The sequence below is a fragment of the Campylobacter concisus genome (genome assembly GCF_002165785.1).
Classification (GTDB): domain Bacteria; phylum Campylobacterota; class Campylobacteria; order Campylobacterales; family Campylobacteraceae; genus Campylobacter_A; species Campylobacter_A concisus_W.
In genome coordinates this window covers 209,911-222,266 of record NZ_NDYO01000004.1, presented here as the reverse complement: position 1 = coordinate 222,266, position 12,356 = coordinate 209,911, and the positions used below count along the sequence as shown (strand labels likewise).

Below are 12,356 nucleotides of genomic sequence, written 5' to 3'. Positions count from 1 at the left end.
TTACTCACTTACTGGCACAAAAAGCTGTGCATTTTGGCTTAGTTTTTTATAAAGCCTATTTAAATTTGTCGATAAAAAGGCAAATGTTCCACCATTTGCCACGCTTTTAGTAAACATTACAAAATGAAGCAAATCTTTTGTATTTTTTAGTTTTACAAGCGGATTTTTAAGATTGTGATTTTCTATCTTTATACGCTTAGAAAATAGCGCGCTAATGCTCTCAAAATGCTCTCTTAACGCTTCTTCATCGCTATGTTTATTGTCAAAGTAATAAAATTTCATCTCAAGATCAAGCTGCGCACAACAATCTGTTATCACGGCTGATTGATTCTCCACTTCTTGACTTTGATCGCCTAGTATCACGCCCTCTTTTATATTTGAGAGCAAAATTTTGCCTGTTTTTAGCACTGGAAGTTTTAGCTCGTAAAATAGCTTTTTAAATTTAAAAAAGTATTTATTATCGCTTAAGATTAGGCCGATGTCGTGCTTTAAAACATCATATTTTATAGATTTGTTATCACTATTAAAATAATCCATCAAAACAATGATATTTTTCTCTTTTATCGCTTTTAAAGTATCTAAATTTTCACCTAAAGTTGGATTTATCACTCTAAAAAAAAGGCGTTTATTATTTAGCTTTGAATGCAAATACAAGCTATCCTTTATGAGCTTGCTAACACGTTCTTTATCCATTGAGATCATATCGATCAGCACATAGATGTTGCTACCAAATGGACTTGGAAACTGTCCACTTTCACGCTTGATCGAGCGATAAACATTTTGAAGCACATTTGGATCACCAACGATTAGTAATATATCGCTTGGCTGTATCATTACATTTGGCTTTGGCAAGATGATCTCACTGCCTCGATATATGAGAGCTATTCGCCATTTTTTTTGAGCTACTGAGCTAATGTGACGATACATATAAGAGCTACCTATTGGTACCTTAACTTCCATGATCTCACCCTCGCTAAGCCCGATATTATCGGCTAAAACTGGCAGATCTGGTAAATAGTCCATAAGCCTTGATGCTGCAATATCTCTGATATCAACTACACTTAAGTGTTTATCGCTTGCAAATATTTCTTTACATTTTTCATCAAGCTCCCATGAGCTCATAAAAACAGTCTCGGTCTTTGTGCTAATCTGTCTTAAATTTTCATAAACAGCAATCGCCTCATTTTTATCATCGCAAACTATACAAAACTGACTAAAATAGCCATCACTCACGCTTTTTAGCTTTGAGAAGCTAGTTGGGTCAAACTGGTAAAACGTAAAATTTTCATAATTTGATTTTTGGCTGTAATCTTCACTTGAAACAACGATATAGTGATGTAAATTTGATTTTGTTTCAAGCAGTCTGTTTAAAAAATTTCTTGCGAAAGTTCCATCTGCGATTATTAAAATTTTCTTCATCAATTCTCCGTATTTTAAAGCTCACATTATAACAAAAGGTCTTTAAAATAAGCTATTTTGGCTATAAATTTAGAAATTTACAGCCAAGAAAATTTAAGATATTATTTCAGAGATTAGCGTATCGATTGCTAAATTTGTAGCCTTATTTATCGTATCAAAAATAGTACTTGAGCTTGGATCTGGACAAAAAATTTCTTTTGTGATCATGCCAGATTTTAGCGAGGTGTTTGCATTAAACAGCTCATAAGCTAGTGAAACTTCGGCCTTGTCGCCTCTTATCTGAAGTGAGATGATGCTAACTTTTAGTCTAAGATCCTTTGCATTTGGTGAAAATATCGGCTTTGCAGCGCAGTTTGAATAAAGCCCTTTTACAAGTGATTTATAGACCATTTCGCTTGGCTCAGATACAAATTTAGCGTCGCTTAGATATCTGATTTTATTATTTTCAGCTACGATCAAAATTTTTCTAGTATCGACCATATCAAGAGCACTTACATTTTCGATGAAGACATTTTTTAGCTCTTTTTGCTTGTTTTCAGCTGAGCACTCTTTGTTTGAGTAATGAATTTCATACATCGTTGCAACTGGCACATCTGTCTTTAGCGAGCAGCCAAAAAATAAAAGCGTAGCCGTTAGAAAGATTAAATTTCTCATTTTTTATCTCCTTTGTCATTTGGCACTGGATTTGTGAAGAAAAACTCGTAAGGATTATCTTCAAGCCTTTGAAGTGCGCCTCTAAATTCACGAAGTGTCTTGTCAAATCCATTTAAAAAATCACTCGCTTCTCTTAATAACGGCCCAACCGTATTTCTAAGGTCGTATTCACCATCTTTAGCCTTTTTGGCGATGAGCTCTTGCAGCGAATTATATCCGATGATAGCCGAATTTGCCGATACAAAAACTTGGTTTGCATTTGAAATTAGTCTGTTTAAATTTTTAACCAGTTCTTTCGTGTCGGTTTTGTTTAAAGTATCTGTAAAATTTTTTACATTTTTAACGATACTATCAACCTCGCTTAATCCATCTTCGTCTGTTAAAACTTGTGTAAATTTATCGATATTTTTAAGGACTGACTCTACGTGAGCGATATTTTCAGGCGAGAAAAAGTTATCGACTTTATCAAGTGTTTGATTTATCTTTAAAGTAATGTTTTCAGCGTTGTTTCCAAGCTTTGAAAAGAGGCTCTCTTCAAGCTTTAAGATAGGCTTTTGGCCTGATGCAAAGTCTTTTGTGCCACGGCTTATATTTATACTAGCAACACCGCTGATAGCCTGAACTTCGATACTTGCTATGCTATCAGCCTTGATAGGCAGATCCTCTCTTATCTTCATCGTGATGTTTATAAGAGCGTTTTTGTCATCGACAAAATTTATATCACTAACGCTTCCTGCTGGCACGCCGATAAATTTAACCGTAGAATCAACCTTTAGCCCGCTTGGCAGCTCAGTCGTGTGGATGTAGTACTCTTTAAAATCAACCTTTGTATTATTTTTACTAGTCATCCACCAGATAAATATCGCAAATGCTGTAAGGCAAGCCATAAAAAACATGCCAACAATGGTATAAGAATTTCTATTTTCCATCTACTTTTTCCTCATTTTAAATAGCTCTTCAAGCGGGTTATTTTCGAGATATTCAAGCTCTTTTATATCTCCCTCAAAGACTATTTTTTTGTTATCTATTATCAAAAATCTATCCAAAATATCAAAAATACTATCAGCATCGTGCGTTACCATGACAACGGTCACGCCGATACTATCGCGCAGTTCTTTTATAAGAGCGTCCATTTGGCGCGAGCTAACAGGATCAAGGCCGCTGTTTGGCTCATCTAAAAACAGCACCCTTGGACTTAAAACTAAAGCCCTTGCTAGCGCGGCTCTTTTTTTCATACCGCCACTTAGCTCGCTTGGATAAAGCATCGAAACCTCTTTTTTAAGTCCAACTTTTTGTATCCAAAACATTGCTATCTCATCGATCTGGCGCTTGTTAAATTTAGAGTACTCATGGAGCAAAACGCCCACGTTATCAAGTATCGTCATCGAGCTATAAAGTGCTCCAAATTGAAACATAGTTCCGCTTTTTAGCTTTATCTCTTGCTGCTCTTCTTGGCTACTTTTCCACATATTGACGCCATCAAACGCTATATCGCCACTATCAGGTTTTTTTAGGTATATCATCGTCTTCATGAGCGTCGTTTTACCAGTGCCGCTGCCGCCCAAAAAGCCGTAAATTTCAGCCTCTTTGACGCTCCAGCTCACATTATCGTGCATGATCTTATCGCCATAACTTGTCGTTATGTTTTTTCCAACTATTATCTCGTTCATATCTTTAGCCACATAAAAATTATCGCAAAAAAGGCGTCAAGCGCGATGACCCAAAATATCGCATTTACAACGCTAACGGTTGTCATTGCTCCAAGGCTTTGGGCGTTTTGGCTAACGCCAAATCCTCTCATGCACCCAATGATCGCTATTACTGCGCCAAAAAATGGAGCTTTTATCATACCAACGGTAAAATGCCTAAGCTCAACCATCTCGCGAAATCTATTTAGATAGTCACTAAAACTAATATCAAGTATCGTTTGACAAATGATCATCTGCCCCAAAATACTTATCGCATCAGCTATAAAGATAATGACTGGCACGCAAAGCACCATGGCGATGATGCGAGGTAGCACCAAAAAGTTAAAGGGTTCAAAGCCCATCGTCTTCATCGCGTCGATCTCTTCAGTTAGCTTCATAGCGCCTATTTGTGCGGTAAAACTTGAGGCCGATCTGCCTGCTACAACGATAGCAGCGATGAGCGGAGCCACCTCTCTAAGCGTTAGCATACCCATGATCTCAACTATAAATATACTTGCCCCAAAGCTTGCAAGCATCGCACTGCCAAGATATGCAAGCACGATGCCTATCAAAAAAGCGGTGAGCGATACGATAAAAACGGCATTTACACCGCCATCTTTTATGTAGTTACTAAATTCTCTAAACCTTAAATTTGCAGGATTAAATAAAATCCTCACACTTTTTATCAAAAACTCGCCCAAAAACGAGCCAAACTCAAGCAAATTTACAAAACCTTCACAAATTTTTTCACCAAGTCGTGAGAAAAAATTTAGACTATTATGCGGTGGCATGTAATTAAAATCGATCTTTTCATCATTTAAAAGTTCGCCCATCGCTCTTATCTTGGGATCATTTGTAATAATCTCAAATTTCTTACCATTTAGTGCATTTTTTAAAAGTATCAAAACAGCATAGTCGATACTTCTGAGCTCACTAAAATCAAATTTGACACTACCTCTAAATCGTGAAATTTTCTTAAAAATACCTTGTAAATTTTTCGCATCTTTATAGCTAAACTCACCTGCAAATTTTATGGTCGCAGTGCCGTTTGCTTCGGTAAAAACGATATCATTTCTCTTTTGCAAAAAGTTCCTTTGCCTTAAAATTTCTGGATTATATTATAAATTTTGTTAAAATAAAAAATCAAAAAATTAAGGGACTTAGATGAAATTTGAAGTTATAAAAAAAGATGGCAACGCAAGGCGAGGCGTCCTAACAACCGCTCACAGCGTGATACAAACGCCAGTTTTCATGCCAGTTGGCACGGTTGGCGCAGTTAAAAGCCTTGACGCCTTTGATATGAGTGAAATTTTAGACGCAAAGATAATTTTAGCAAACACCTATCATATGTATCTGCGCCCTGGCAGCAAGGTCGTGCGTGAGTTTGGCGGACTGCATGGATTTTCTAAATTTGAGCGCTCGTTTTTAACTGATAGCGGCGGCTTTCAGGCATTTTCGCTTAGATCAAATACCAAAAATGACGATGGCGGGATAAAATTTAAAAGCCACATCGACGGCAGCACGCACTACTTCACGCCAAGATCCGTCCTTGACACACAGTATGACCTAGGCAGCGACATCATGATGATACTTGATGATCTAGTGGCTTTGCCTGCTGAGCCAAAAAGGATAGGTCTTAGCATAAAACGGACGATAAAATGGGCAAAAGAGGCTATTGATTATCACAAATTTATGCAAAAAAAGGGCGTTGGACTAAACCAAAATATCTTTGGCATCGTTCAGGGTGGAACCGATTATGCTGCGCGTAAATTTTGCGCTGAGGCTTTAAATGAGATGCCATTTGACGGCCTTGCGATCGGCGGTCTAAGCGTTGGCGAGAGCAACGAGGCTATGTATGACACGGTTGAGGCGGTTATGCCATTTATGGATGAGCTTAGACCTCGCTACCTAATGGGCGTTGGCACACCTGAAGATTTGGTCGAAAATGTCGAGCGAGGCGTTGATATGTTTGACTGCGTTATGCCAACAAGAAACGCAAGAAACGGCACGCTTTTTACTAGCTTTGGCAAGATAAATATAAAATCAGCCAGATTTATAAACGACCACGCGCCGATCGATCCAGCCTGCCAGTGCTACACCTGCAAGCTATACTCAAGAGGCTATCTAAACCACCTTTTTAAGGCTAGAGAGCTCACGTTTTTTAGACTAGCAAGCCTTCATAACCTACACTACTATCTAAATTTAATGAAAGAGATGAGAGAGGCAATAGAGGCTGGCGAATTTGCTAAATTTAAGCGAAATTTCTACGCAAAAAGGAGCACAGATGAGCTATAAAAGTTCAGTTTGTGGATATTTCTATGGCGATGAATACGACTATATTTTGCTTGTTTCTTTCACACAAAAGCAAAGCTATAAATTTTTATTTAAAAATGGCAAAATTTATAAAGAAGATTTTGATCACGAATGCGATAAAAACGAGTTTGAAGCGGCTCTTAAAAAACTATGTAATGAATATGCAAACAAAATTTTAGAACATCAAGATGAGCTAAACGAGTATGAAAAAATTTATGCTAGTCGAAAAAACTTTAATCAATTTATCAAAAGACACCACTTTCTAAAATATGAGATTAGAAAATTTCAAAACAAGATATCTCACTTTTATGAGACACTTTCGATTTGCCAAAGTGAGCAACAAAATTTAAAAAAAGAGCTTAAAAATAGTACTCATGAGGCAAATGTTTTTAGAACAATGGCTAATGAATATGCCTGTAGAATCGATGATATTTATACATTTATACAAAGTATAAAAAACGACAAAATCAATCAAAACATTTACATTTTAACAATGATATCGGCTGTAATGCTACCACTAAATCTGATAACTGGTTTTTTTGGTATGAATACACAAGGCTTGCCATTTAATGAAACCAAAAATGCTACTATGATAGTTGTATCAATAATGTTTGGAGTAATTCTTTGTTGTGTTGTTTTTTTATTTTGGTATACAAATAAGAAGAAGTAGAAAATAAATAAATTTAGTATATAAGGTATCTGAAACTTTATATAGAAATTTGTTATATATTTTAAATTTTTATAGACTAGCGGTAAAAACAATAAAAATAAATAGATATTTTAATATTAAAAAACAAAAAAAATTAAAAAAATTAAATTTAAAAAGAAGATTAAAAGTCCTGAATAGACTTCAGGACAGATAGTAAGATTATTTTCTAAGTTCGCGGATTTTAGCAGCTTTACCACGAAGGTCACGTAGATAGAATAATTTAGCTCTTCTAACACGACCTTTTCTAAGAACCTTTATCTCTTCAATAGAATCACTAAAAATTGGGAAAATTCTCTCAACGCCAACACTATTAGCGCCAATTTTTCTAATGATAAATGTTTCACCAGTACCGCTACCACGTCTAGCTATACAAATGCCTTCAAAATTTTGAATTCTAGTTTTATCACCTTCGTGAATACGAATAGCAACACGCAATGTATCTCCTGCACGGAAGTCAGGAATATTTTTACTAGCAATTTGAGCATTTTCAAATGCTTCAATGTATTTATTTCTCATGTTTTTCCTTATTTATGTGGCTTAAGCTTTTGATATAAATCAGGGCGAAAGAACCTTGTTTTGCAGTGAGCCATCTTGTTTTTTAAGTTGTGGATTTTAGCATGATTACCCTTTAAAAACTCTGAAACCACAAAGAGGGATTTAAAATTATCAGGTTTTGTAAAAGATGGAGCTTCAAGTAGATTGTCCTCAAAGCTCTCTATTTCAAGGCTCATGTCGTTTCCTAAAACACCAGGCACGTTTCTTGATATCGCATCACTCATACAAAGTGCAGGCAGCTCTCCGCCAGTTAAAATAAAATCACCTACGCAAAAAACTTCGTCCGCCCAAAGCTCGACAACTCTCTCATCAAGACCTTCATATCTACTGCAAACAAAGCAAATATGATCTTTTTTAGAAAGTCTTTTTGCGTCATTTTGGTTAAATTTTTTACCAGCTGGTGTCAAAAAGATCACGTGAGCATTTTTATCTTTTTCTTTTACAAATTTGAACGACTCATCCAAAGGCTGTGGAAACATCAAAAGCCCTGCTCCGCCTCCGATCATATAATCATCAACTTTATTGTGCTTATCGTTGGTAAAATTTCTTGGATTTATAAAATCAATTTCAATAAATTTATTACTAATCGCACGTTTTAAAATAGAATCGCAAAAGTAAGGTTTGACTAAATTTTCAAAAAGTGTAATAAATGTAAATTTCATGAATTTTCTAAGATATCTCTAGCACCTTTTACCAAAATCTTCCCACTTTCCAAATTTACGCTTTCAATAAAATGCTCCAAATATGGAATATAAAAACTCTTTGATTTTCCGACTGTAATAAGCTCTTCGTCTGTTTTTATATATAAAAGTGAATTTGCAAAATTATCTTGAATATCTTCTACAATACCCAAAATTTCACCATTTTCCACTACTTTTAATCCAATAATATCAAACTGAAAAAATTCATCTTTTTTTAGTTTACAGTTTTTTCTAGTAAGCTCTTTTGTAGTATAGATGGTTCTATTTACAAGTGTTTTGGCAAGGTCTAAGTCATCAAAATTTTCAAACAAAACCAGCTCTTTTTGCCTATTATAGTCTTTTATGATTAGCTGATCATTATTTTTATCAAAAAAAGTTGCGCCTTTTTTAAATTGTTCTGGAAAGTCGCTCTTGTTGTGAAGTTTTAAATAACCCCTTAAACCAACACATCTTCCGATAGTAGCGACTTCAACAATATCACTATTCAATAGCTTTTACCGTTACCCTATAGCTTGTATTATCCTTGGCTTTACAACCAATAATAACGGTCTTTATAGCATTTATCATTTTACCGTCTTTACCGATAAGTTTTCCAGTATCAATCTTGTCAGCATTTATAATAATTTCAACAAAATTTTCACCAAGTTCCTGACGCTCTATAGTCACCTTTTCAGGAAAGTCAGCTATTAACTTGGCGTATTCGTATAAAAAATTTTCAACCATTATTTTGTAATTTGTGCAACTCTGTCGCTAAGTTTAGCACCAACGCTTTTCCAGTAATCCAATCTCTCTTTGTTGAAATTTATAATATTTGGCTCAACCATCGGGTTGTAATAGCCAATGCTCTCTATCCAACCGCTATCGCGTCTTTTTCTACTATCTGTAACAACTATACGATAAAAAGGTCTTTTTTTACGTCCCATTCTTGTTAGTCTTACTACTGTTGCCATATTATATTCTCCTCTTGTTTTTAAATAAAGCTTAAATTTAGATAACAAATATCCAAATTTAAACCCTTTTATCAAACAGGTCTTTTTAAATTTGCTTGAGAAAGCATATTTGCAAGTCCCTTTGCTCCACCTTTTCCTGAAAATTTTTTAGCAAGCTTCGAAGCATTTTCAAACTGCTTTAAAAAACGATTTACCTCTACTTGAGATAGCCCAGAACCAGCTACCAAACGCCTTTTTCTGCTATTGTTTAAAAGGTCTGGATTTTCACGCTCTTTTTGTGTCATAGAGTTTATCATAGCCTTAATATGCAAAATTTCTTTTGAATTATCAAGATCTATATCTTTTATCTGACTTGCAATATTTGAAAGTCCAGGTATCATCCCCATCAAAGACTTCATGCTGCCAAGCTTTTTAACGCTTTCCATTTGATCTAAAAAGTCGTTAAAGTTAAACTGACCTTTTTTTATCTTTTGGTTTAGACGTTTTGCCTCTTTTTCATCTATAATAGTCGAAGTTTTCTCGACCAAAGTAGCTAAGTCGCCCTCACCCATTATACGGCTTACGATACGGTCTGGTATAAAGCTCTCGATATCAGCCACTTTCTCGCCAGTGCCAACAAATCTAAGCGGAATATTTAGCTGTTTTGCGATGCTAATAGCTACGCCACCCTTTGAATCAGAGTCAAATTTAGAAAGGATAACTCCAGAAATTCCTAAAATTTCATTAAAACTTGTAGCTGTCTTTACGGCGTCTTGACCACTCATGGCGTCAGCTACATAGAAAATTTCATGTGGATTTATCGCATTTTTTACATCTTTTATCTCTTGCATCAACTTTTCATCGATCGCAAGACGACCAGCGGTATCCACTAAAAGTACATCATAAAGGCCACTTTTTGCCTTTTCTAATGCCTCTTTTGCTACTTTTATAGGGTTGTTTTCATTTTCTATATAAAAAAGATCGATCTCGTTTGCAACACAGAGCTGTCTTAGCTGCTCAACCGCCGCTAATCTTTGCAAGTCACAAGCCGCAACTAAAACTTTTTTCTTTCTTAGTTTTAGATAATTTGCAAGCTTTATGGTTGTCGTTGTTTTACCACTACCTTGCAAACCAGCCATCAAAACAATGGTCGGTGCAACTGGTGCATAGACAAAGCCTTGATTGCCAGGAGCTGTTAAGATAGTCGTTAAATTTGACTTGATCGCATCTAGGAAATTCTTTTGACCAACTCCGGTTTGCTTTAGTTCGCTTTCGATAGACGCGAGTAGATCTTTGGTGACTTTATGGTGAACATCAGCTTTTAAAAGAGCTTTTTTGAGCACGTCAAGTGCATTTTTTAGAGCTTTTTCATCATCTACAAAACGTATCTTGCTAACGGCTAATCTAAAAGACTCGCTAATTTGTTCGAACACTAATCACCTTTCTAAGTTGTTATTAAAGGGCGTATATTACTAAATAATTTCTTTATTGCTCTTTAAATTTCAAATTTATTAGATAGCTCAAATCCAAGAGAGTTAAATTCTCTTGGGATCGGCGCTTTAAATTTATAGTTTAAAAGAGCAATAGAATAGGCATGTAAAAACATTCTATTTGCTCTATTTTTGCCGTATTTCTCATCACCAATGATAGGTAAATTTAAGCTGGCTAGATGTACTCTTATCTGGTGTGTTCTGCCTGTTTTTATGGCAACTTTTACAAGCGTTTTTTTGCCCACAACTATGAGTGGTGAAATTTCGCTGATCGCCTCTTTACCATCTTTTGATATCTTTGAAAAGGCGCCATTTTTATTTTTTATAGTTAAGATCGGCTCATTTACGACCACTTCCTCGCTCATGATGCCCCTAACTGCAGCCACGTAAATTTTCTCAACCTTCATCTTTTTAAACTCACTTATCGCAAGTGTTGCGAATTCATCATTTTTTACAAGAAGCAGTACGCCACTCGTGTCTTTATCGAGTCTATGAAGGAGTGGAAATTTATAAATTTGACTAATTTTTTCACTAGTTATGGCAGCTGGCTTACTGATTGCTATTAAATTTTCATCTTCAAAAATAATGCTTGGTTTTGGCATCTCTTCGACGCTAAATTTGGTATTTTCACTCATTAGTGCTCGAGCTATCATCACCTTTTGCCCCTTGGCATAGACTAGACCGCTATCTATTAGCTCCTTTGCCTCGTTGTTTGAGATATTTTTTTGCTTAGCTAAAATTTTATACGCTTTTTCTTCGCTCATAAAGTGCTCCTTATATCTTCTATGATCGCATCAGCACTTGCTTGCACGGCGATCTTGCTCTTTTTAGCATCACTATCTATTATGCCACTGATCTCACTGGCCTTTGCGATATAGATGTTTTCAACTAGGCTAAATAATGCCTTTTGGTTAAATATAAACTCGCCGCTAATTACCACTGGGTTAAATTGTGCGCACTCGATTGGATTGTGCCCACCGATATTTGGCACAAAACTGCCGCCAAGCACGACTACATCGCTAATAGCATAGACATTTACAAGCTCACCTAAAGTGTCAAGCAAATTTACCTTCGCTTCAAATTTATGCTTTTGACTAAATTTAGCAAAGCTAAGATTATGCTTTGTGGCATACTCGCTTGCTATTTTTGCGACCTCTGCAAATCTCTCAGGATGACGCGGCGCAACAATTAGAAGATCTTTTTCTTTTAAATTTAAATTTTCTAAAATCATCTCTTCTTCGCCCGCATGCGTGCTTGCTAGCACGATCACTCTAGCTTTTAGCTTTTCATAAATTTTACTCACGCTTGGCAAAAATGCAGCTTTTATGTTACCAACGACCTCTGTTTCACCTGCACCAAGTGACTTTAGCCGCTCTTTATCAAGCTCACTTTGAGCGTAAATCTTATCTATAAATTTAAAAAGATACCTATAAAAAAAGCCAAATTTCAAGTAGCTTTTGTAGCTTCTGTCTGAAATTCTCGCATTTATTAATATCACACGGCTGCCTTTTAGCTTTGCCATGAAAACTAGCATAAGCCAAAGCTCAGCCTCAAAAATAACTAAAATTTTGCTCTTTTTTAGCCAAAATGGCAAAAAAATTTCAAATGGCAAAAATCTCGCGTTAGAGCAAATTTTACTTGCCGCTTCAAAGCCAGTATTTGTCACCACACTTATGGCTTTGCTATCAAATTTTTGCATCAAAGGTTTAAGTGCTTGCACTTCACCAAACGAACAAGCGTGAAAATGCACATCTGCATCTTGAAATTTAGGATTATTAAAGAGGAAAAAACGTGCTGGAATCGACTTATGATACTTTTTTTTAAAACTTAAGATGAGTAGAAAGATAGCCCCAAATAGATAGAGTATTGAGGCTAGAAAGTAATATATTATTATCACG

General features: G+C 35.7%; 15 protein-coding genes. 2 read left to right on the top strand and 13 right to left on the bottom strand.

Going from position 1 to position 12,356, the window contains the following annotated elements; translation table 11 throughout:
* The 5 genes from B9N62_RS03825 to B9N62_RS03805 all read right to left on the bottom strand — a co-directional run bounded on the left by B9N62_RS03825 (position 1) and on the right by B9N62_RS03805 (position 4,846).
* A complete protein-coding gene (locus B9N62_RS03825) occupies positions 1-1,419 on the bottom strand; it encodes a COG3400 family protein (protein WP_087584444.1) in 1,419 nt (472 codons plus the stop codon).
* 93 nt (positions 1,420-1,512) lie between these two features.
* Positions 1,513-2,073 carry an ABC-type transport auxiliary lipoprotein family protein gene (locus B9N62_RS03820; RefSeq protein WP_087584443.1) on the bottom strand — a complete coding sequence of 187 codons (561 nt, stop codon included), beginning with the start codon at positions 2,071-2,073 and terminating at the stop codon, positions 1,513-1,515.
* Positions 2,070-3,002, bottom strand: coding sequence for an MlaD family protein (locus tag B9N62_RS03815; protein ID WP_087584442.1), 933 nt, complete (start codon positions 3,000-3,002; stop codon positions 2,070-2,072). Before B9N62_RS03815 ends, B9N62_RS03820 begins: the two co-directional genes overlap by 4 nt.
* Positions 3,003-3,743 carry an ABC transporter ATP-binding protein gene (locus B9N62_RS03810; protein ID WP_087584441.1) on the bottom strand — a complete coding sequence of 247 codons (741 nt, stop codon included), beginning with the start codon at positions 3,741-3,743 and terminating at the stop codon, positions 3,003-3,005.
* A complete protein-coding gene (locus B9N62_RS03805) occupies positions 3,740-4,846 on the bottom strand; it encodes an MlaE family ABC transporter permease (RefSeq protein ID WP_087584440.1) in 1,107 nt (368 codons plus the stop codon). The genes B9N62_RS03810 and B9N62_RS03805 overlap by 4 nt, the downstream gene beginning before the upstream one ends.
* Before the next feature lie 79 nt (positions 4,847-4,925).
* Between B9N62_RS03805 and tgt the strand changes: the two genes are divergently transcribed.
* Both tgt and B9N62_RS03795 read left to right on the top strand, forming a co-directional pair.
* Positions 4,926-6,056 (top strand): tRNA guanosine(34) transglycosylase Tgt, encoded by a 1,131-nt coding sequence (tgt, locus tag B9N62_RS03800; RefSeq protein ID WP_087584439.1) that lies wholly within the window; start codon positions 4,926-4,928, stop codon positions 6,054-6,056.
* Positions 6,046-6,744 carry a CorA family divalent cation transporter gene (locus tag B9N62_RS03795; protein WP_087584438.1) on the top strand — a complete coding sequence of 233 codons (699 nt, stop codon included), beginning with the start codon at positions 6,046-6,048 and terminating at the stop codon, positions 6,742-6,744. The genes tgt and B9N62_RS03795 overlap by 11 nt, the downstream gene beginning before the upstream one ends.
* Before the next feature lie 198 nt (positions 6,745-6,942).
* Here the strand turns inward: B9N62_RS03795 and rplS are convergent, their stop codons facing one another.
* The 8 genes from rplS to waaA all read right to left on the bottom strand — a co-directional run bounded on the left by rplS (position 6,943) and on the right by waaA (position 12,355).
* Entirely contained in the window at positions 6,943-7,299 is a 357-nt protein-coding gene (gene rplS, locus B9N62_RS03790; RefSeq protein WP_087584437.1) for a 50S ribosomal protein L19, read from the bottom strand.
* Between the two features lie 8 nt (positions 7,300-7,307).
* Complete coding sequence (gene trmD, locus B9N62_RS03785; protein ID WP_087584436.1) at positions 7,308-8,000, bottom strand: tRNA (guanosine(37)-N1)-methyltransferase TrmD; 693 nt, start codon at positions 7,998-8,000, stop codon at positions 7,308-7,310.
* A complete protein-coding gene (gene rimM / locus B9N62_RS03780; protein ID WP_087584435.1) occupies positions 7,997-8,527 on the bottom strand; it encodes a ribosome maturation factor RimM in 531 nt (176 codons plus the stop codon). The genes trmD and rimM overlap by 4 nt, the downstream gene beginning before the upstream one ends.
* Positions 8,520-8,762 (bottom strand): KH domain-containing protein, encoded by a 243-nt coding sequence (locus B9N62_RS03775; protein WP_054196581.1) that lies wholly within the window; start codon positions 8,760-8,762, stop codon positions 8,520-8,522. Before B9N62_RS03775 ends, rimM begins: the two co-directional genes overlap by 8 nt.
* On the bottom strand, positions 8,762-8,989 hold the full coding sequence (rpsP, locus tag B9N62_RS03770) for a 30S ribosomal protein S16 (protein WP_087584483.1): 228 nt from the start codon (positions 8,987-8,989) through the stop codon (positions 8,762-8,764). Before rpsP ends, B9N62_RS03775 begins: the two co-directional genes overlap by 1 nt.
* Before the next feature lie 71 nt (positions 8,990-9,060).
* On the bottom strand, positions 9,061-10,401 hold the full coding sequence (gene ffh / locus B9N62_RS03765) for a signal recognition particle protein (RefSeq protein WP_087584434.1): 1,341 nt from the start codon (positions 10,399-10,401) through the stop codon (positions 9,061-9,063).
* A 62-nt stretch (positions 10,402-10,463) separates the two neighbouring features.
* Positions 10,464-11,222, bottom strand: coding sequence for an RluA family pseudouridine synthase (locus tag B9N62_RS03760; protein WP_087584433.1), 759 nt, complete (start codon positions 11,220-11,222; stop codon positions 10,464-10,466).
* Positions 11,219-12,355: a lipid IV(A) 3-deoxy-D-manno-octulosonic acid transferase gene (waaA, locus tag B9N62_RS03755; protein ID WP_087584432.1), complete on the bottom strand. Its 1,137-nt coding sequence runs from the start codon at positions 12,353-12,355 to the stop codon at positions 11,219-11,221. Before waaA ends, B9N62_RS03760 begins: the two co-directional genes overlap by 4 nt.
* Position 12,356: the final 1 nt, after the last annotated feature.